At 72.1% G+C, this 19,686-nt stretch carries 22 protein-coding genes; 4 read left to right on the forward strand and 18 right to left on the reverse strand.

The features are described from left to right. Nucleotides 1-50 precede the first annotated feature (50 nt). Nucleotides 51-413: a hypothetical protein gene (locus tag BUB75_RS46420; RefSeq protein WP_073259921.1), complete on the forward strand. Its 363-nt coding sequence runs from the start codon at nt 51-53 to the stop codon at nt 411-413. A 101-nt stretch (nt 414-514) separates the two neighbouring features. Here BUB75_RS46420 and BUB75_RS23330 read toward each other — a convergent pair whose 3' ends face one another. The 5 genes from BUB75_RS23330 to BUB75_RS23350 all read right to left on the reverse strand — a co-directional run bounded on the left by BUB75_RS23330 (nt 515) and on the right by BUB75_RS23350 (nt 5,196). Further along, nucleotides 515-1,522 carry a phytase gene (locus BUB75_RS23330; RefSeq protein ID WP_073260241.1) on the reverse strand — a complete coding sequence of 336 codons (1,008 nt, stop codon included), beginning with the start codon at nt 1,520-1,522 and terminating at the stop codon, nt 515-517. Between the two features lie 104 nt (nt 1,523-1,626). Beyond that, nucleotides 1,627-1,827, reverse strand: coding sequence for a hypothetical protein (locus tag BUB75_RS23335; RefSeq protein ID WP_073259922.1), 201 nt, complete (start codon nt 1,825-1,827; stop codon nt 1,627-1,629). Between the two features lie 9 nt (nt 1,828-1,836). Further along, nucleotides 1,837-2,898 (reverse strand): aldo/keto reductase, encoded by a 1,062-nt coding sequence (locus tag BUB75_RS23340; RefSeq protein ID WP_073259923.1) that lies wholly within the window; start codon nt 2,896-2,898, stop codon nt 1,837-1,839. Nucleotides 2,899-2,908: 10 nt separating this feature from the next. Continuing rightward, complete coding sequence (locus BUB75_RS23345; protein ID WP_073259924.1) at nt 2,909-3,907, reverse strand: TerC family protein; 999 nt, start codon at nt 3,905-3,907, stop codon at nt 2,909-2,911. A 59-nt stretch (nt 3,908-3,966) separates the two neighbouring features. Next, complete coding sequence (locus BUB75_RS23350; protein ID WP_073259925.1) at nt 3,967-5,196, reverse strand: EAL and HDOD domain-containing protein; 1,230 nt, start codon at nt 5,194-5,196, stop codon at nt 3,967-3,969. 513 nt (nt 5,197-5,709) lie between these two features. On the opposite strand from BUB75_RS23350, the gene BUB75_RS23355 reads away from it, so the two are divergent. After that, nucleotides 5,710-6,975 (forward strand): acyl-CoA dehydrogenase family protein, encoded by a 1,266-nt coding sequence (locus BUB75_RS23355; RefSeq protein WP_073259926.1) that lies wholly within the window; start codon nt 5,710-5,712, stop codon nt 6,973-6,975. A gap of 154 nt (nt 6,976-7,129) precedes the next feature. On the opposite strand, the gene BUB75_RS23360 is transcribed toward BUB75_RS23355, so the two are convergent. The 7 genes from BUB75_RS23360 to BUB75_RS23390 form a co-directional block, all read right to left on the reverse strand. Beyond that, entirely contained in the window at nt 7,130-7,696 is a 567-nt protein-coding gene (locus BUB75_RS23360) for a GAF domain-containing protein (RefSeq protein ID WP_073259927.1), read from the reverse strand. Between the two features lie 3 nt (nt 7,697-7,699). Then, nucleotides 7,700-8,314: a GTP-binding protein gene (locus BUB75_RS23365; RefSeq protein ID WP_073259928.1), complete on the reverse strand. Its 615-nt coding sequence runs from the start codon at nt 8,312-8,314 to the stop codon at nt 7,700-7,702. Further along, entirely contained in the window at nt 8,295-8,654 is a 360-nt protein-coding gene (locus BUB75_RS23370) for a DUF742 domain-containing protein (protein WP_218617718.1), read from the reverse strand. The genes BUB75_RS23365 and BUB75_RS23370 overlap by 20 nt, the downstream gene beginning before the upstream one ends. A gap of 22 nt (nt 8,655-8,676) precedes the next feature. Further along, nucleotides 8,677-9,111, reverse strand: a complete 435-nt coding sequence (locus BUB75_RS23375) for a roadblock/LC7 domain-containing protein (protein WP_073259930.1) — start codon at nt 9,109-9,111, stop codon at nt 8,677-8,679. Nucleotides 9,112-9,150: 39 nt separating this feature from the next. After that, on the reverse strand, nt 9,151-10,848 hold the full coding sequence (locus BUB75_RS23380; protein ID WP_073259931.1) for a sensor histidine kinase: 1,698 nt from the start codon (nt 10,846-10,848) through the stop codon (nt 9,151-9,153). Further along, the gene (locus BUB75_RS23385; RefSeq protein ID WP_073259932.1) at nt 10,841-12,334 is read right to left on the reverse strand and encodes a hypothetical protein; all 1,494 of its coding nucleotides are present in this window, start codon (nt 12,332-12,334) and stop codon (nt 10,841-10,843) included. The genes BUB75_RS23380 and BUB75_RS23385 overlap by 8 nt, the downstream gene beginning before the upstream one ends. A 365-nt stretch (nt 12,335-12,699) precedes the next feature. Then, nucleotides 12,700-13,011, reverse strand: a complete 312-nt coding sequence (locus BUB75_RS23390) for a hypothetical protein (RefSeq protein WP_073259933.1) — start codon at nt 13,009-13,011, stop codon at nt 12,700-12,702. A 189-nt stretch (nt 13,012-13,200) separates the two neighbouring features. On the opposite strand from BUB75_RS23390, the gene BUB75_RS23395 reads away from it, so the two are divergent. Next, a complete protein-coding gene (locus BUB75_RS23395; RefSeq protein ID WP_073259934.1) occupies nt 13,201-13,572 on the forward strand; it encodes a hypothetical protein in 372 nt (123 codons plus the stop codon). Nucleotides 13,573-13,581: 9 nt separating this feature from the next. Here BUB75_RS23395 and BUB75_RS23400 read toward each other — a convergent pair whose 3' ends face one another. From BUB75_RS23400 to BUB75_RS23415, 4 genes are read right to left on the reverse strand one after another with little or no spacing between them, the layout of a single operon-like run. After that, complete coding sequence (locus BUB75_RS23400) at nt 13,582-14,523, reverse strand: VOC family protein (RefSeq protein ID WP_073260242.1); 942 nt, start codon at nt 14,521-14,523, stop codon at nt 13,582-13,584. Between the two features lie 20 nt (nt 14,524-14,543). Further along, the gene (locus BUB75_RS23405) at nt 14,544-15,611 is read right to left on the reverse strand and encodes a 4-oxalomesaconate tautomerase (RefSeq protein ID WP_073259935.1); all 1,068 of its coding nucleotides are present in this window, start codon (nt 15,609-15,611) and stop codon (nt 14,544-14,546) included. Next, nucleotides 15,601-16,287 (reverse strand): 4-carboxy-4-hydroxy-2-oxoadipate aldolase/oxaloacetate decarboxylase, encoded by a 687-nt coding sequence (locus tag BUB75_RS23410; RefSeq protein WP_073259936.1) that lies wholly within the window; start codon nt 16,285-16,287, stop codon nt 15,601-15,603. Before BUB75_RS23410 ends, BUB75_RS23405 begins: the two co-directional genes overlap by 11 nt. Further along, entirely contained in the window at nt 16,284-17,009 is a 726-nt protein-coding gene (locus tag BUB75_RS23415) for a PIG-L deacetylase family protein (RefSeq protein WP_073259937.1), read from the reverse strand. The genes BUB75_RS23410 and BUB75_RS23415 overlap by 4 nt, the downstream gene beginning before the upstream one ends. Nucleotides 17,010-17,183: 174 nt before the next feature. On the opposite strand from BUB75_RS23415, the gene BUB75_RS23420 reads away from it, so the two are divergent. Then, nucleotides 17,184-17,855, forward strand: coding sequence for a GntR family transcriptional regulator (locus BUB75_RS23420; protein ID WP_073260243.1), 672 nt, complete (start codon nt 17,184-17,186; stop codon nt 17,853-17,855). Between the two features lie 89 nt (nt 17,856-17,944). Here BUB75_RS23420 and BUB75_RS23425 read toward each other — a convergent pair whose 3' ends face one another. Continuing rightward, the gene (locus tag BUB75_RS23425) at nt 17,945-18,691 is read right to left on the reverse strand and encodes an IclR family transcriptional regulator (RefSeq protein ID WP_073259938.1); all 747 of its coding nucleotides are present in this window, start codon (nt 18,689-18,691) and stop codon (nt 17,945-17,947) included. Continuing rightward, on the reverse strand, nt 18,688-19,617 hold the full coding sequence (locus BUB75_RS23430; protein WP_073259939.1) for a sugar kinase: 930 nt from the start codon (nt 19,615-19,617) through the stop codon (nt 18,688-18,690). Before BUB75_RS23430 ends, BUB75_RS23425 begins: the two co-directional genes overlap by 4 nt. Nucleotides 19,618-19,686: the final 69 nt, after the last annotated feature.

The raw sequence follows: 19,686 nt of genomic DNA on the forward strand, positions 1-19,686 counted from the left end.
TGCGGCCTACCGGGCAGCCGCTGGCCGGCCGGATTCCTACCGTCGACGGCATGACTACTGACAACCTTCAGCGGGGCTCGGCGGCGCTGGCCGCCGCCGGCGCCCTCAACGTGTGCACGGTGTTCTCACTGGTAGATCCGGACGACGCCCCGATCGGGGTCGTCCTGGCGGTCGTCGGACTCGGGGTGGTGACGCTCGCCGGTGCCTACGCCGCGTGGCGGGGCAGCAGAACCGGCCTGCTGATCGCGATCGTCGCGGCGCTGGTGAACGCGTTCGCGTTCGGACTGCCGGGGTGGTTCCTCGACGCTCCACCCTGGATCCTCGCGTTGGTGACGACCGCGTTCGTCCTGACGATCGTCGGCATCGTGCTCGCGGGTCCCACCCTGCGCCGCACGCGGCAGCCCCTGGCCTAGTGGCGCCAGCCGTCCGGGCAGATTGCATGTGGAAGGGCTCTGACCCTCCTTAATGCAATCTGCTTCCACGGCGCGGCCGCGGCGGCCCGGTGCGCCACGCGCTACGGGCGCATCGCTCGGGTCATCGGGACCAGCTTGTAGTTCTCCCGTTTGACCGTCGTCCCGTCGAGGTTGTAGCCGTCGTGGCAGATCAGCGCCCCGTCCGGGAAGCGCGGGCCGAGCCTGCGGCTGGTCGCCTCGATGCCGACCGTGTCCTGGCATCCGTCCACGTCGTCGCTGTTCGCGACCCGGAACCGGCCGAGGTAGGCGTTGCTCACCCGGTGGTACACCGCGAAGTCCGAGCTTCCCTGGGACGACACGTAGAGCCGGTCACCGGCGATCGCCAGCCCTTCGGCGTTCGCGGTGACCTTGCCGTCCGCGCCGCTCCAGCGCGTCTTCGCCCAGTCGACCCGGGTGCGCCCGAGGCCGGCGTCGGGCTCGGCCCGGTACCGCCAGATCGCGTACCGCTGCTCGCTGACGTACAGCGCGCCGTTGGAGTCGTCGGCGACACACGCGTCCAGCCGGGTGCCGATCTTCCAGGTCCGCAGCGACCGCGCGGTCACCCGGGTGCCGCGGAGCGTGAGGTGCCACTGCTCGACCCGCCCGCCGACCGTGGTCGCGAACGCGTAGAGCCGGTCGGTGCGGTACGAGCGGTAGAGGCAGACGCCGAACGGCGTGACCCCCGTGGGCACCACCGCACGCTGGGTCAGCCGCCGCGTCGACGGCTCGACCGTGTAGACGCGAAGCGCCCGGCCGGAGGTGGCGACCACGACGTCGTCCCGCACGTCGACGCCGGTCGGGTAGACACCGTTGATCCGCTGGAGCCGCCGGCCGGACAGGTCGTACGTCTCCAGCGGACCCTTCTGGTCGGTGCCCACCACCATCGCCCGGCGGCGCCGGTTCGGGTCCTGCCAGAGTGCGACGTCGAGCGCGGCGGTGGCGGAATGCCCGACCGGCTCGGTCTCCACCGTGGCCTCCGCGGTCGGGGCGGCAGCGTGGGTGGCCGGTGCGGTGGAGGCCTGCGGCGCGAGCGCTGTGACCAGAGCGACCAGTGCGGCGAGAAAACGCATCACGTCACCGTAGCGTCGCTCTGTGCACACCGAGGTGCACCCGGCGACGGTGAGCACCGCGCACGTACGCCGCCGCCGTTTCCGACCGGACGTTCGACGCGACGTCAGCGTCCGCGGAGACGGGTGGTTTCCCGGATGTAGGTGGCCACGGCCTCGTCGTGCGGGCTCCGCCACGCGAACAGCGCCGGGCCGGCGCCCGCCACGACGAGGAGCGCGACCGGCTGCAGCGAGCCGGTCAGCCAGTACCCGAGCAGATCCCACGCCCCCGGGGGCGGGCCCGCCGGGTCGTGAGTGGCGGAGGGCACCCGAGACCCTTACAGGTACGGATCCAGCAGCACGCGGTCGGCGGCGCCGAGGCGGTCGCGCGCCGTCGCTGCCTGGTGCCAGTACGGGTACAGCAGCGGCGGCCGGCTCACCCGCTCCAGCTCCGCGATCTCGTCCGCGCTCAGGGTCAGCTCGGCCGCCCCGAGGTTGTCGGCGAGCTGCGACTCGGTCCGCGCACCGACGATCAGCGACGTCACCGCGGGCCGGGTGAGCAGCCACGCCAGCGCCACCTGCGCCGCCGACACACCGTGCCCGTCCGCCACCGAACGCAGCGTGTCGATCGTCGCGAACAGCCGGTCCGGTGCGTCGATCGGCGGTTCGCTCCACTCGGTGAGCTGCCGCGCCCCGGCCGGTCCCTGCAACTGGCCGTCGGAACCCCGGGAGTACTTGCCGGACAGCAGCCCACCGGCGAGCGGGCTCCAGACCAGCACGCCCAAGCCCTGGTCGACCGCGGCGGGCAGCAGTTCGTTCTCCGCGTCCCGGCCCTGCAGCGAGTAGTAGATCTGCTCGCTGGCGAACCGGGGCAGCCGGTCGCGCTCGGCCACGCCGAGGGCCTTGAGCAGCTGCCACCCGGCGTAGTTGCTCACCCCGACGTACCGCACCTTGCCCTGCCGCACGAGTGTGTCGAGCGCGCCCAGCGTCTCCTCGAGCCGGGTCTGCCCGTCCCACTCGTGCAGCTGGTAGAGGTCGATGTGGTCGGTCTGCAGCCGCCGCAGGCTGGCCTCGGCTCCGGCCAGGACGTGGTGCCGCGAGAGGCCCGCGTCGTTCGGTCCGTCCCCCATCGGGAACCGCACCTTCGTCGCGACCAGCCAGTCGTCCCGGCGGCCTTTCAGCGCCTCGCCGACGATCTCCTCGGACGCGCCGCCCGAGTAGACGTCGGCGGTGTCGACGAGGTTGACGCCGTGATCGCGGCACAGGTCGAGCTGGCGCCGGGCGGTGTCGACATCGGTGTCGCCGACGTTCGCGAAGTTCCCCGACCCGCCGAAGGTCATCGTGCCCATCGTCAGCGTCGAGACCCGCAGGCCGGACGTCCCGAGTTGGCGATATTCCATTCCGTTAACGCTACTCGTGCTCCGGCGGGTGGGACGGCGAGCCCAGGACAACGCCCGCGTGCGCCTTCGCGGTCGGGTCACGCCGCGTCTTGAGCAGGCTCGCCACGGTGGTGATCAGCAGGATCCCGAGGATGACGACGAGGGAGAGCGGCGTCGGGATCACCGGAACCGCGTCGCTCAGGTCGTGCGCCCAGTGCAGGACCAGCTTCACGCCGATGAACGCGAGGATCAGCGCCAGCCCGGCCGACAGGTACACCAACCGGTCCAGCAGGCCGGTGACCAGAAAGAACAACGCCCGCAGCCCGAGCAGCGCGAACGCGTTGGCGACGAAGACGATGTACGCCTCGCTGGTGACGCCGAAGACGGCCGGGATCGAGTCCAGCGCGAACAGGATGTCGGTGCCGCCGATCGCGATCAGCACGACGAACAGCGGGGTGACGACCCGGCGCCCGTCGACCCGGGCGAGCAGGCGTCCCCCCAGGTACTCGTCGGTCACCGGAAGCACGCGGCGCGCGGTCCGCACCAGCGCGTTGTTCTCGATGTCCGGGTCCTCGTCCCGGTGCCGGAACAGCTGCACGGCGGTCCAGAGCAGGATCAGCCCGAAGATCAGGAACATGAACGAGAACAGCTCCAGCAAGGCCGCGCCGACCGCGATGAAGATCGCGCGCAGCACCAGCGCGGCGATGATCCCGAACGTCAGCACCTTGTGCTGGTGCTCCCGGGGCACCGCGAACGTCGACATGATGATGACGAACACGAACAGGTTGTCGACCGACAGGCTCTTCTCGACGATGTAGCCGGCGAAGTACTCGGTGCCGTAGTCCCACCCGTACTGCCCGGCGAGTACGAACCCGAACACCACCGCGACCAGGATGTAGAACACCGACCACGCGGTGGCCTCGCGGAACCCGACCGCGTGCGGCCGGATCGTGCCGAGTATCAGGTCGAGCGCGAGCAGCACGAGGATCACGGCGACGGTCAGGGCCCAGCCCGTGGTCGTCACGCCCATTGCGACCTCCCCGGTACGGATCGAAATACACCGTAACCTGACAGAACAGCCATTTTGACCTAGGCTGCGGTGGCGAGCAGGCGATTCGTCCAGCGGAACGCGCCGAGCTGGGCCTCGATCAGCTGCCGCGGACCGAGCGCCCCGGGCAGCCGCTCCACCCTGCCCTCGCTGTACCGGACCGCGGTACGGAGTGTCGCGCCCAGCGGACCGTCGCCGTCGACCAGCGCGGCGACCAGCGCATCCGCGAGCGGAAGCGCCACGATCAGCTCAGCGGCCGGCACCCCGAGGACGTCCGCGAGGCCGGACAGCAGGCCGACGGTGAACGCCGCATCCGGGGGCGCGTCGTGCATCGGGGCGAGGTTGCGGCAGAACCGGGCGCGGCCGAGCACCACCGAGGCTCGGTACGCGTCGAGCGTCGCGCCGTCGCTGAGCAGCATCAGCGTCACCCAGCCCTGGATCCGGTCGAGACCGAGCAGCACGACCGCCTCGCGCAGCGAGGCCACCTTGCTGATCTGCCCGGACGCCGCGGCACCGGCGGCGTGCAGCAGGCGGTAGCTGACCGCGGGATCCTCCGCCACCGCGTCGGTGACCTCGTCGATCCCGACGTCGTCGCCGCTGAGCAGCGCGATCAGCTGCAGCCGGGACGCCGCCGCCGGAGAGAGCGCGGGCCGGGACGCGGTGCGGACCCGGCCGACGGCCGGGCCCTCGAACAGCTCGAACCCCAGTTCGAGCGCCAGGTCGAACTGCTCCGCCGTTTCCAGGTGACCCGCGATCATCCGGACGCCGGGCGCGGCGCTCAGTCGGCGGCGGGCGTCGTCCGCTGCGGCCCGATCGGCGCCGCGCAGGTCGAGCGTCACGTAGCCGGCGAACGGCAGCAGACGCTCCTGCGGAGTTCCCCAGGTGAACGCGTCGACCGCGAGCGGGAAGCCGCGACCGGCCAGCGCGGCCCCGCCGGCCACGGCCTCGTCGTCCAGCGGAAACGGCTCGTCGACCGCGAGCACGACCTGCCCGGGGGCGAACGGCAGCGGGACGGCGCCGGTGAGGAAGTCGCGGTTCACGGTGACCAGGCAGGTCAGCGACCCGGCCAGCTCGGAGATCCCGAACTCGGTGAACGCGGTGACGATCAGCTGGGTGAGCGCGGTCGTGCGCGCGGACGACGCGACGGCCCCCGGCGCGGTGTCCCGGAACAGCAGCCGGTACGCGACGACCGCGCCGCTCCGGTCGTGGACGGGCCGGCGCCCCACGTGCACGAGCGGCGGCGCCGAGCCGTCCGGGAACGGCTTGAACATGCTCGGCCCCCGTTCCGAATCATGTGTTTAGCCCCGGATGGGATAGTATGCGAAGGGCCTCGGCGAAAGGCGCAAAGCCTCCAATGTGCCGCAGGAGACCCAGCGGTTCACAGAATTCGCTTCGGCGCCGTTCTGGCGCGGAAGCACCAGGGCTCGACACCCTCCCGGCCTTACGGAAGGTAGCGGACAACCTCGCCCGCCCCGATCCGGCTCATTACGGGTGCATGACCTGAATCAGCGCTGTGCCGCGTCTACGCGGTCTGCGCCGTTCTGGCCTGACAACAACCAGGTCCTACCCCGAGTGGGAATACCAAAAGTGACCCTCGAATGACCCCCTGCAACGGGTGCGTCGGGCCCCGGTAACCGCCAGGGTTACCTCAGCGCCACTCAGGACGGAGCTGTTGCGGACTGGCGTCTTCCCCGCCCCCAGGTACCAGAAGCACCATCGTCGTCGGGCCCGCCGCGTCGCCCGTGGGCGTCCGGCTGCCCGGCGACTCGCGACGGAGGCTGCGTATGGACGGCTATTTCACCACCGCACGTCACGACCGGATCCGACAGGAGGTGCGGACCTTCGCCGAGGACGAGGTCCGCCCCAGGGTCGCGGAGATGGAGGAGGACCGCGGCGTCGCGTACGAGCTGTCCAGACTCATCGCCCGCCAGAGGTGGATCGGCGCCACGATCGGCGCCGAGTACGGCGGCATGGACGCCGGCCACGTCGCGAAGACGATCATCATCGAGGAGCTGTCCCGGGTCAGCGGCGCGATGGGCGCGATGGTGCAGGCATCGCAGCTGGGCACCGCGAAGATCCTCCACTTCGGCACGCCCGAGCAGAAGGAGCGATGGCTGCCCGCGGTCGCGTCCGGCGACTGCCTGCCGACGATCGCGGTGACCGAGAAGACGTCGGGCAGCCACGTGCTCGGCATGTCGACCACGGCCCGGCGCGAGGGCGACCACTACGTCCTCAACGGACGCAAGGCGTTCGTGGGCAACAGCCACGTCGGTGACCTGCACGGGGTGGTGGCCCGCACGGGCAGCGGCAGCCGGGGGCTCTCCGCGTTCCTGGTCGAGGCCGATCGCCCCGGCTTCTCGCTCGCACCGCACCGCCCGGCCGTCGGCCTGCCCGGGTTCAGCTTCGGCGAGCTGATCTTCACCGACTGCCGGGTGCCGGTCGCGAACCTGCTGGGCGGCGAGGGCGACGGGCTGGACGTCGCGTACTCGTCCAGCATCCTGGTCGGCAGGCCGAACCTCACCGCTGTGTCGCTCGGCATCCACGAGGCGATCGTCGCCGAGACCGTCCGCTTCGCGACCTGGCAGCGGCGCTACGGCAAGCCGCTCGCCGAGCTGCCGACCGTCCGCGACCAGATCGGGCGGATGCAGTCGGCGCTGATGACCGCCCGGCTCGCCGCGTACCACGCTGCGTACTTGCTCGATCAGGGGCTTCCCTGCGACGCCGAGTTGCAGAACGCGAAGCTGATCAACGCCGAGTACTCGCTGGACTCCGCGAGGCTCGCGGTCGAGATCCACGGCGCGCACGGGCTGTTCCCGGACGACTCGCCGATCGCCCGCTACCAGCGCGACGCGTTCCACATCCTGCCGCCGGCCGGTACGTCGGCGGTGCAGCGGCTCCGGCTGGCCGAAGCCGCGCTCGGCGCGGACAAGGGCGCGCCCTGGTCCACCCGGTTCGCGCCGCCGGTGGAACCCCCGGCGGAGCTCGTCCCGCTGGCTGACCGGATCCCGGCGCCGCGCGCCGAGGCGTTCGCCGACGCCGAAGCGGTCTGACCCCGGCCGCACCCCCGTGCCGCCCCCGTGCCCCGGGCCTCAACGGCGAGGCCCGGCCCTTCCCTCACGCGGTCTGACGCGTAACCGGGCCGTAAGGCGCGCTTAGACCCCGGTTTCGCGTGAACGCGCGCCCAGGGCGGCGCGCGGACACCGCCTAGCGGTCGAGTTCGGCGATGCGCTGCTCGATCTGGGCGACGGTGTCCTTGATCAGCTTCAGGCCGGCGCGCCCCCAGGCCCGCCGCTCGGTGTCGACGATGCACGCGGTGCCGAGCACGATCCCGGTTCGCGGGTCGTGGACGACGTCCCCGAGGTAGCTGCGGATCCCGATCAGGTCGACGACCTCGTTGCTCTCGAAGCGGGGGTGCGCGCAGACGTCGTCCAGCACCAGCGCCCGGCCGCGGCCGACGACCTCCGGGCAGTAGCCGTGCTGCAGGTCCATCACCCGGGAGACACCGTCGGCGTCGGCGCTGGGCTGGGACTCGGACGGCACGTGCAGCCCGGCGAAGAACTGGTGCCGGTCGGTCCGGAAGTTCACCATCGCGTAGGGCGCGTAGTCGATCCCGGCCAGCGTCGCCCCGTCCTGGGCGAGCTTCGCGGCCAGCGCGTCGAACTGCTCGTCCGGGGTGTCGTAGAGGCCCAGCTCGCGCAGGCGGGCGACACGCTGCGGCGCGTGCAGGTCGGGCAGCGGCAGATCCAGCCCGGTCTCGTCGTCGAAAGGCATGACTCAGCTCCCGTTTCGGATGGAAGAGGCGGAGGACGCGGCGCGCAGCGAGTGGCGCACGACCGCGATCAGGACGTCGGTCACCGAACGCGCCAGCCGTGCGTCGCAGTGCACGACCGGTACGTCCGGCCGGAGCGCGAGCGCTTCGCTGACTTCGTCGGCGGTGTAGCGGTAGGCGTCGTCGAACTCGTTGACCGCGACGACGAACGGCAGGGCACGGTCCAGGAAGTACTCGACGGCCGGGAAGCTGTCCGCGAGCCGCCGCGTGTCGATCAGGACGACCGCGCCGACCGCGCCCAGCGACAGCTCGTCCCACATGAACCAGAAGCGGTCCTGGCCGGGAGTCCCCCAGAGGTAGAGCTTGAGCTTCTGGGCGGGGAACGAGATCCGGCCGAAGTCCATCGCGACGGTCGTGGTCGTCTTCGCCTCGACGCCGTCCAGCCGGTCGAGACGCGCGCTGGCCGTGGTGATCAGCGCTTCGGTGGTCACCGGCGTGATCTCGCTGACCGCGCGGACCAGCGTCGTCTTGCCGACGCCGAACCCGCCGGCGACCAGGATCTTCAGCGGGACGAACGGAAACGATTCGTCCGGGTCGCTGTCAGAGGTTCTCGAGTCCATCGAGCAGCTTCTCCAAGAGGCGTTCGCGGGTCGGTCCGATCGCGGCCGCGGGGGTTCGCAGCCGTACGGCGCCCAGCCCGATGAGGTCGGAGATCAAGATCTTCGTCACCTGGACCGGTCGCCGCAGCGCCGCCGCGATCTCGGCCACCGTGCGCGGCTCCGCCGCGCACGCGTGGACCGCGTACAGCTGTTCCGGTTCCAGGTGGTGGTCCGGGACCGCGCCGGTGGCGCGGACCAGAGCCATCAGATCGACGGGGACGCTCGGCGCGGTCCGTCCGCCGGTCACGGCATAGGGACGCACGGCCTCGGTGTCGTCGTCCTCGACCCACGGTCTGGTCACGGGCCACGCCCCGGCGCCCGAATCACCCGGCGAAGTCATCGATGCGGTGGCTGCCCACCCGGCTCGCGGTCGCGAAGTAGTCACCGACGCGGCGCGCGAGCAGGGTCATCTCGTAACCGACGATGCCGGCGTCGGCGTGCGGTGCGGCGAGCACCGCGAGCAGCGTGTTGCGTCCGGCCGCGGCGACGAAGAACAGCAGGTTGTCCAGTTCGGCCACCACCTGCCGCACCACGCCGCCCGCGAAGTGGGCACCGATACCCTGCGCCAGGCTGTGGAACCCGGAGGTGATCGCGGCCAGCCGCTCGTTGTCGGCGAGCGGGAGGCCGGTGTTGGCGTACGTGGAGATGCCGTCGATGCTGACGGCGATCACCGTATGGACGTCGGGCGTGTCGCGTTTGAACTCGTCGAGCACCCAGGTCAGGTTGGGCGTCGAGGGGGTCGGGTAGATCTCGGTCATCGACTGGAACTCTCTCCTGGACGAGCCGGCCGCGCCGGGTCAGGTGGTGGGCGGCGCCGCCGGGGGTTCTTGCGCGTCGGCCCGCTCGCGTCCCCGCTGGTAGGACGCGAACAATCCGGGGTTGTGCGCGCCCGGCTCGGAATCCTCGGCCCGGATCGGGTTTCGGAGCTCGGGCGCCATGTGCTGGCCGTCCCGCCGGGGCAGTGGCGGCCGCGCGGAGTCGGCCTTCCGGTCGGCGTCGACCTCGCCGAGCGCCGCACCTTCCGTCCCGGTCGTGTTGTGGGTCGGCGGCCGGGTACGGCTGGCGTTGGCCATCGCGTCCCGGCTGATCTCGGCCAGCCGCTCCCGGTCGAGCGTGGAGAGCACACCGGGCTCGGCGGCGTGGGCGGGTGGGGCGATCGCGGCGGCTACCGGGACCGGCGCCGCGGGCAGCGCGGACGGACCCAGATCCGAGCGGCGCAGCGGCTCGTCGCTGAGCAGCTTCGCCGGGAGCACGACCAGCGCGCGGTTGCCCCCGCGCTCGTTGCGCTCCAGCCGGACCCGGATCTGGTAGCGGCGGGCGATCGCCGCGACCACGATCAGACCGATCCGGCCGTCCTTGAGCTGCTCACCGACGTCCAACCGCTCCGGGGTGGTGAGCAGTTGGTTCATCCGCTGCCGCAGCTCGGCCGACATGACCAGGCCGAGGTCGTCGATCTCGATCGACAACCCGTCCGGCACCAGGTCGACCTGGATCTGCACTCGCGACTCCGGCGGCGAGAACACGGTGGCGTTCTCCACCAGCTCGGCGATCAGGTGGATGACCTCGGTGACCGCGGGACCGATGATCGTGCCCTGCACCGGCCGCAGCACCTTGACCCGGCCGTAGTGCTCGATCTCCGCGATCGCCTGCCGGAGCACCGTGTAGACCGGCACCGGCTTGCGGATCTGGCGCGCGGTCGCGCCGCCGAGCACCGCGATGCTCTCGGCCTGCCTGCGGGCGCGGGTCACCAGGTGGTCGAGCTGGAACAGCGCGTTGAGCAGGTCGGGGTCCTCCACCTGGCTCTCCAGCGCGTCGAGCTCCTTGATCGCACGGTGGATCAGCGGCTGCAGCCGCCGGGCGAGCGTGATCAGGACGCCGACCGGCTGGTGCGACGCGGTCAGCGACGCGACGCCGAACGACGCCTGGAGCAACTGCTGGACGCCGCCGTGCAACTCGATCAGCGGCGCCGGCCAGCCCTCGGCGGACAGCGCGGGTGGCCGGACGTCGGGGCTGTCACCGCCGCGGATCTCCTCGGCGACCCGGGCCAGTTCTCGGACCGAATCGGCGAGCGCGGCGTTGACCTGCGCGACCGCGACCGCGATGCCGCGCTGCTGCTCCTCCAGCGCGGCCCGGTTGGAGTTGTCCCGCCACTGCGCTTCCCACGCGGCCCGCTCGGCCTTCGTTCTCGCCGCGCGTTCGGCGGCGAGCTCCGTACCGATCGGACGCACCGCGGCGTTCACCGCGAGCAGCGCGCCGAGCAGGACGAGCAGCCACCCGGCGGCGGCTCCCACGGCGTGCCAGATCGTCGGTTCGAACGCGGCCGTGAGCACCGCGGCGGCGGCGCCGATCAGCGCGACCAGGACCAGCGCGAGGACGACGATCCACCACAGCCGGGCCCGGACCGCCGGCGGCTGGTCGGCTCCCGGCGGTGGTTCCTGTTGCTGCGACGGCGCCGCCGTTTCCCGAGGGGTGCTCGCCGCGGAGATGTCAGTCATCGGCGTCCAGCTTTCCGAGGAAGGCCAGGACGGAGTCGGCCTGGCTCAGCGTCAGGAGGCGGCTGCGGGGGCGCAGCATGTCGACGAGTCCGTACTCGCTCAGCTCCCGGCAGCGCCGGGTCACCCAGGACCAGTCCAGTTCGAGGTGGTCGGCCAGCGCCCGCAGCCGGGCGGCGGGCGTGTCTCCGGCGGCGACGGTGTGTGCGCGGGCGTGGCCGACGGCGTCCGCGTAGTCGCGCAGCTGGGCCTTGCGGTCGGTGACGTCGACCTGGCAGACGTCGGGCGTCCGCAGCCAGTTGGTGACGACCGCGCGCTGCCCCGGCACCAGCAGGAAGCCGTCGACCTGGGCGTACTCCGGCTCGGCGCAGACCCAGGCCGGAACACCGCAGGACTCGAGCCAGGCGATCGCGAGGAACAGCAGGATCCGCTCGAACGCCGGGCTGTCCTTCACCGCGGCGGCCGGCACGCAGAACGCGCTGCCGAGCGGAGTCCGGCCGTCCGCGAGGTGGTCGAGCACGGTGCGGACGACGTCGTGCTGGTGACGGAAGAACAGCCAGGCCGCCGCCTCCTCGCCGCGGCAGTCCCGGTGCCAGAGCGCCCAGGTGTCCACCGGCCTGCGCAGCCGCCGGATCGTGTGCCGGGCGCAGTGGCGGGAACCCAGCCAGAGCGCGCCCACCGCCGAGAGGCCGGGGAACGCGGCCCTGGCGACCGCCGAGAGTGGACGGGCCAGCTGGGTGTCGAGATCGGCGGCCCCGCTGCGCAGCGCGGCGTCGTCGGCCGACAAGCCGTCGTCGAGGTTGGTGAACGCCCAGATCAGCCCGTAGGTGAGGTCGTCGAGCCGGTACGCGGCCGGGATCGGCAGCACGTCGACCGGCCGCTCGGCGACCAGCTGACGCCGCACGTGCGCGGCGTCCACCGCGAACAGCCCGGTGCCCTGACCGGCGCCGAGCGACCCGAGGACCAGGGCCCGGCGCAGCGGCTGGACGAACGCCCGCAGATGCGGGTAGTCGTCCGGTCCGATGCCGACCAGGTCGTCCGGCAGCGCGATCGCCTCGTAGGCCTGCACCGCGACCGAGGTGCCGTCGAACAGCCCGAGGCCCTCCATCCGCCAGGAACCGTCCACTCCGGCGGCCGGGGAGGACGGGAACAGCAGCGAGTTCCCCCATCGGGCGTCGAGTGCCAGCGCCGCGGCCCTGGACGTGATCCCGAGCGGTCGTGGCAGCACCACGTCGTGGCTGGGCGCCGGGCGGAAGAGCAGTTCGGTCTCGACGCCGAGCATCTCCTCCAGGACGACGCCGGCCAGGCTGCGCGGGTCGCGCTCGCCGGACAGCCAGCGTTTGAACGTCGCCTGGGAAATGCTCATCGGCACCGCGGCGGTGCGCTCGGCGACGCGGCGGGCGGCGTCCGAGAAGTGCATCTCGAACACCGGCCAGCTGGCCCAGCCGCGTTGCTCGAGCACGGCACGGAGCAGGGTGCGCTCAGCCATCGCCTGCCTCCCGCCCGGGCGCGGCAGCGATCGACCGCGCGCAGGGCACGGCCGTGGCGCGTCGTCGACTCATGGGCCCCTTCGAGGTCGCGACGGTCAGGGAACGGGCACGCGTAGGGCGGGGCATGCTCGTGGAGCTCGGGACGCACAGCGTCGGCACCTGTTCGTGCCAACAACCACAGTGGAATATACGGAAGACGCACCGGGACGCGTACGTACTGTCAGGTAGCTCTGGTCACACCGTACGGATGAGGTAACACAGAGCGATCGGGCCACTGCGCATCGCACAGATCCCGGATTTCAGACCGAACGACGCAGCCCCCGCGCGAAACGCGCGGGGGCTGCATCGGGGTGTGTCGGGCGGGTCAGTGCGTGCCGGCCACCCGGCGCTGTGCGGCGGCGCGCCAGGCCTGCGCGTCCGGGTCGGGGCGCTCCGGACCGCCGGACCAGGCCGCCGCGCGCTCCGGTTGCTGCGGCGCGTCCGCACCCCGGACGCGGGGGCGTTCGCCCTGCGGTGGGGCGACGTCGTGGCTGTCCAGCGCGATCGCCATGCACGCGAAGACGACACCGGCCAGCACGACGGCGGTCGGGACCGCGAGGTTCTCGGTCACCCCGTAAACGCCGTACGCCACGACCAGGCTGATGCCGATCAGAAGCCCTGCCTTCACCCATCGCATACCCGTAAGGTGCCCGGTACCGCGTGCTCGGGAAACGATCCTGAGCGGACCTGGAGTCAACGCGTAAGTCGCGTTCACGACACTCCCAGGAATCGTGACCCACAGGGGCCGATCCGTCACTCACGTTGCCCGGACACCTGAGTAGAACCACTCGGGACAGCGGTGACCGGAACGCCTAGCCTCCCGGCCATGGACACCGTCCCGCGCACCCGGCTCCGGCTGACCCCCAGCGCCGTGCACGTCGCCTGGCAGGCGCTACCGATCGTCGTGTTCCTCGTGGTGCTGGCGCTGCTACCGGCCGCGAAGTCCGACGACACCTGCGACGGCATCGGCTTCGGCTGTGACCTGAACCCGCGCGACACCGTTCTGGTGATCGGGATCGCGGTCGGTGGACCGGCGCTCGGCATCGCCGTGCTGATCGGCGAGGTGACGCTGCTGCTCCTGCGCCGCGGCGGCGGCGCGTCCACGCCGGTCACCGCCGGGTCGATCGCGGCGGTCACCGGCTGGGCGGTGGCCGGTGTCCCGGTGTTCGCCCTGGTCGCGTGCTCGTCCCTCAGCTGACGGGCATTCCTAGCTGACGGGGGGCGTGCCGTGGGTGTGGAACGTCTCGATCGTCTTGAGTCCCCAGGCCTGGCCCTTCGCGCGCTCGGCCTGGGTCCACGAGATCAGCTCCCAGTCCGGCGCCAGCACCAGCCGCGCACCGGCGTTGCACAGCTCGATCCGGTTGCCGCCCGGCTCCCAGACGTAGAGGAAGAACGTCTGCTGGATCGCGTGTTTGTGCGGGCCGGTCTCGATGTGGATCCCGTTCTCCAGCATCACGTCCGCGGCCCGCAGGATGTCTTCCCGGGTGTCGGTGGCGAACGCGACGTGGTGCAGCCGCCCGTGGGTGCCGGTCCAGTCGTTGGTGTAGACGAGGTCGTAGGACTTGTCGGAGACCGTGTACCAGATCGCGGAGACGTCGCCGGAGTCGAGCACGATCTGCTCGGTCGGCCGGGCCCGCAGGCTCTCGGTGAGGAACCGCCCGCACGCCGGGGTGTCGACCGACAGGTAGTTGACGTGGTCGAGCCGCCGCACGTTCGCGCCGCGCCCCGGGAACCGATCGGCCTGGTTCTTCAGCGCCGGCCCCTTGCCCGGCGACGGTGTGAACCGCTCGGTCTCCCAGTACAGCCCGACCTCGTGGCCGTCCGGGTCGGTACAGAGGTAGATCCTGCCGATCCCCAGCTCGTCCTCGACCCAGGAGCCGGTACCGATCTGGGCCGCCCGCCGCTCCAGGGCCTGCGGCGACGCGGCCCGGACGTACGTGCGGCCGATTCCCGACGTCGAACTGGCCGTGAGTTTGACCGTGAATCGCTCGTAGTCGTCCCACGCGTGCAGGTAGACCGAATCGCCCTGCCGGCCGGACTCGCTCATCCCCAGCAGATCGACGAAGAACGCGCGGCTCTCCTCCGGGGTCGGGGTGAACAGCTCGACCGAGCCGACGTGGGCGAGGTCGCGGACGCGCTCGGTGAACATGAGGTCTCCCTGGTCGGTGGTCACGGTCGGGGCCAGGCCACGCCGTCGAAGAGCTTGCGAGCCGTGCTCAGGACGCTGATTCGCGCGTCCTCCGGGGCGGCGTCCGGGTCGTTCGCGGTGTCGAAGTGGCCGGTCGGGTGCTCGATCCGGATCCGGCTTCCGGCGTGCGCCGCCGAGCCGACGACGTCGGCGGCGACCGAGCCGGGCAGCGCGACCGCGGTCGCGACGCTGATCCCGGCCAGCACCCCGATCGCGGGGTGGCAGCGGTGCGGGATGAACGTGCGCGTCGTCAGCGTGCCGCCGTTCCGCGGCGGCGCCACCAGCGTCATCTTGGGCACGGTGGCGCCGGAGACGTCACCGAGGCCCATCAGCGTTCCGGCCCGGAGCCGTAGCGCTTCCAGCCGGGCCCGCAGCAGGTCGTTCGCCTCCAGCTCGGTCGTGGTCTCGTACCCGCTGACGCCGAGCGAGGCGGCGTTCACGAGCACCACCGGCATCCCGTTGTCCACACAGGTCACCGGCGTGCCGTCGAGGTCGTCGCGGACCGAGCCGGTGGGCAGCAAGCCGCCGCAGATCGCGCCGGCGGTGTCGGCGAACCGGATCGACACCGGCGCGGCCGGGAACGGCGCTCCGGCGATCACCGTGTTCCCGTCGTACCGCACCCGGCCGCCGGACGTCCGGATCGTCGCGATCGCCAGGCCGCCGGTGTTGACCATCCGGATCCGCACGGTCGTGATCTCCGGCCCGGCCTCGACCAGCCCGCGTTCCACCGCGAACGGCGCGATCCCGGCCAGGATGTTGCCGCACGGCTGGCCGGTCGAGACCGTGGCGCGGTCCGGGACGATCTGCAGGAACAGGTAGTCCACGTCGGCGTCCGGGTCGTTCTCGCTGCGGCTCACCACGGCGGCCTTGCTGGTCAGCGGATGGCCGCCGCCGATACCGTCGACCTGCCGCTCGTCCGGGGAACCGAACAGCCGCAGCAGCAGGTCGTCGCGGGCCGCGGCCTCGGCCGGTAAGTCCTCGGCGAGGAAGTACACCCCCTTCGACGTGCCACCGCGCATCAGCAGGCAGCGGACCCCGTCAAACGCCATGCTTCACGTACTCCACGCCGAGTCGCTCCAGCAGCGGCCGCAGCCGGTACCGGTCCAGGCCCAGCTCCCCGGCGGCCAGCGCCGCACGGGTGGCGTCTTCCGCGGTCTCGCGCGCCCGGGAGGCCTCGACCACGGCGTCCACCTCTGCCCGGGGCACCACGACGACGCCGTCGTCGTCCGCGACCAGCGCGTCCCCGGGGTGCACCAGCACCCCACCGACCGCGATCGGGACGTTGACCGCGCCCGCGGTGGCCTTGACGGTCCCCTGGGCGCTCACCGCCGCCGACCAGACCGGGAACGGAAGCTCTCGCAGTTCGGCGACGTCCCGGACGCCGGTGGTCAGTACCGCGCCCCGTACGCCGCGGCTGCGCAGCGATGTCGCGAGCAGTTCGCCGAACAGGCCGTCGCGGCACGGTGAGGTCGTGGTGACGAGCAGTACGTCGCCGGGCGCGCACTGCTCGACCGCCGCGTGGATCATCAGGTTGTCACCCGGCCAGCAAACCGCCGTGACCACCGCACCGGCGATGCAAGCCCCGGGCACCCGCGCGACCAGGTCGGGGCCGAGGTACCCGGTGCGGCCCTGCGCCTCGTGCACGGTGGCCACGCCGAACCCGCGCAGCGCGTCCAGGCTCGCCGCCGCCGGGCGGGGGACGTCGGTGACGATGACCGTCCTCATGCGAGCTCCGTCGTCACCTGCGGGTAGTACCGCATGTAGGCCTCGGCCTTGGTGTCGCTGGTCAGCCCCAGGTTTGGTCCGGCATTGCGCTTGAGCTGGACGCCCCGGCGGGTCGCCAGGTCGGTGTAGTACGACCACATGTGTTGCTGGGCGGGTAAGCAGCCCATCGCCTTCTGCTTGGTCTCGAACACCGGCGTGACGTCGAGCAGCACCTGCGGGACGAAGCCGCACTGCTCGGGCTGGTGCGGTTCGAAGAAGAACACCGGCGGGGCGCCGAGCGGGTCGCCGGGCGCGGGGTACCCGATGGCCTGCGCCAGCACCCGCGCTTCCAGCGCGATCCGGGCGGCGACCGGGTGGTCGCCGTTGTACGGGTCCTCCAGCGGATGCGTGAGGACCACGGTCGGCTGCAACTCGCGGTAGAGGTGGACGAGCCGGTCGGTGATCGTCTCGCTCGGGCGGAGCGGGTAGTCACCGGCGTCGAGGAACTCGATCCGGGCGCCCAGAGCGTCGGCCGCGCTCTCCGCCTCCGACCGGCGGATCGCCTTGATCTCCTCCAGCGTGTGGCCCTCGCGCCAGGCCCGCGCGGACTCGCCACGCTCGCCGTAGGTGAGGCAGACGACGGTCGCGGTGCCGCCGCGAGACGTGGTCAGCGCGACCGCACCGCCGGCGCGCCAGACGAAGTCGCCGGCGTGTGCGCTGACGACCAACAAAGACTCCGACACGGGTCCTCCGATTTCGGGCGGTCTCGCGGCTCCCCGGGTTGTGCACGATACTGTTAACAATCTGGCGGGTGGGCAGTGTTGTCAAGCGGAGGACGAGAAGCCGGTGACTAGCATGATGCGGACACTTCTCGAACCGGCGGAGACCGACACGTGACGTCGCCTGAATCGGACCCGGTGCCGCTCGCGCCGGTCACAGCCGACCGCACCCACGCCCCCGCGGACGCCGACCGGGTCGCCGACGGGATCCGGTCCGCGATCCTCGCCGGGGAACTCGTCGCCGATCAGCGGCTGGTGGAGGCGGAACTCTCCGAGCGGTACCGAGCGAGCCGCGGCGCGGTCCGCACCGCGCTGCTCGTGCTCGCGCACGAGGGACTGGTCGAGCGGATCGCGAACCGGGGTGCGCGGGTCCGGGCGGTCAGCATCGAGGAGGCCATCAACATCACCGAGGTGCGGATGGTCGTCGAGGGGCTGTGCGCCGCGAAGGCCGCCGAGCGGGTCACCGACGCCCAGATCGCCGAGCTGCGCGGCCTCGCCGACGCGATGCGCACCGCGGTCGCGACCGGCGAGGTGCTGACGTACTCGCAGCTCAACGAGCAGCTCCACGGTCTGATCCGGGAGATCGCCGCGCAGCCCGTCGCCGCCGAGGTGCTGGCTCGGCTGCGGGCGCAGAACGTACGCCACCAGTTCCGGCTGGCGTTGCGTCCGGGGCGGCCGCAGGTGTCGCTGCCCGAGCACCTCGCGATCATCGACGAGATCTGCGCCCGCAGCCCCGGTGGCGCCGAGCGGGCGATCCGACGGCACATCCAGAGCGTCATCGACGCCCTCCGCGCCAGCGGCCCGCAGTAACGCGCCGCGCCGTTGAAGCAGATTGCGTTGAGGAGGGTCAGAGCCCTTCCAAATGCAATCTGCCCGGACGGCGGGAGGCGTCGGCCGCGTCAGGGGCGGTGTCCGCAGTCGCGGGAGGCGTCGGCGGCGGCGGCCACCAGGGACGGGACGAGTTCCAGCACACCCTCGTACGGCAGCAGGACGTCCGGGACGGACACCGACACCGCGGCCAGCGTCCGCCCGTCGGCGCCCCGGATCGGCGCGGCGACGCAGTTGATGAACGTCTCGTTCTCGGCATGGTCGGTCGCCCAGCCGCGCTCGGCCACCCGCGCCACCTCGGCCAGCAGCTCGGCCGGGCCGCTCGGCGTCCGCTCGGTGAAGCGTTCGTACTCCAGGCGCGCGACGAGCTCGTCCCGTTCGGCCGGGTCGAGCCCGGCGAGCAGGACCTTGCCGACCGCGGTGCTGTGCAGCGCCGCCGACGCGCCGATCCGGGACGCCATCCGCACCGGCATCTCCCGCGGCTCCAGCTTGTCCACGTAGGTCGCCACCGCGCCGTCCAGCACCGCGAGATGCACGGTCTGGCTGATCTCGTCGCGGAGCCGCCGGAGCCGGGGAGCGGCCACGACCCGCACCTCGAACGAGTCCAGCGCCTGCTGGGCCAGCCGGAACAAGTGGGGGCCCAGCACGTAGCGGTGCGCGCCGTCGTGGTGGACAAAACCCTCCTCCTCCAGGACGCGCAGCAGCCGCAACACCGTGCTCTTGTGGACGCCCTCGGCCTCGGCCAGCTCGCCGAGCGTGCCGGTACCGTTCGCCACCCGGTCGAGCAGCGACAACGCCCGTGCCACGGACTGGCTCATACCGCGAGATCCCCCCAGGCGGGCAGCTCGAGCGGCCGGTCCTCCCGGACCACCAGCGCGGCCGCGGCACACCGGTGCCCGAGCCGGACGGCGTCCTCGACGTCCAGGTCGCGCCACCGCCCGGCGAGGTACCCGGCGGCGAACGCGTCACCGGCCCCGACCGGCTCCACGACGTCGACCTCCAGCGCGGGCACGTGCCACGGCGGCCGGTCTCCGTCGAGCACCAGCACGCCGCGTTCCTCCTGTTTGAGCAGGATCCGCTCGGCCCGGGGGAGCGCGCGGCGCAGCGCGTCCGGGGTCGCGGCGCCGAACACGGCAGCGGCCTCGTCGGCGCCGAGCAGCACCTCGTCCGCGCGGGCCAGCAGGCGGCGCAGCGGCGCGTCGTCGCGGTCGCGCCAGAGCGCGGGCCGGTAGTTGAGGTCGACGCAGAGCCGGATCGTCGCCGGCAGCGCGTCACAGAACGCCGCCGCGCTGTCGGAGAGGCCGGGCGTGATGCCGCTGACGTGCACGAGCGCGGCCCCGGCGAGGACCGCGGCGACGTCCGGCCGGGCCAGGTAGCCGGGGGAGAGCGCGGAGGCGGCCGAACCACGGCGGTAGTAGAGCATCGCCGAGCGCCGGGAGCCGTCGTGTGCGGTGCCCGGCGACTTGACGTAGAGGCCGGTCGGGCGCGCCGGGTCGAACTCCAGGCCGGACACGTCGACCCCCGCGGCCCGCGCGGTGGCCGCGATGTGGTGCCCGAACCCGTCGTCGCCGAGCCGCGACAGCCAGGCGGTGGGGACGCCGAGCCCGACCAGCGTCAGCGCGACGTTGAGCTCGGCGCCCCCGACCGTGCGGATGAACGTCGACGCGTCGGCGAGCGGGACGTCGTCCGCGGGGGTCAGCACGACCATCGCTTCGCCGACGCAGACGACCTTTGACCCGGACATGCGCCGATGCTAGAACGGGCAGAAGCATTCTTGCAACGGACGTTGCACAGTATGCAACGGAGGTGGATC

Origin of the sequence: Cryptosporangium aurantiacum (assembly GCF_900143005.1) — a bacterium.
GTDB classification, from domain to species: domain Bacteria; phylum Actinomycetota; class Actinomycetes; order Mycobacteriales; family Cryptosporangiaceae; genus Cryptosporangium; species Cryptosporangium aurantiacum.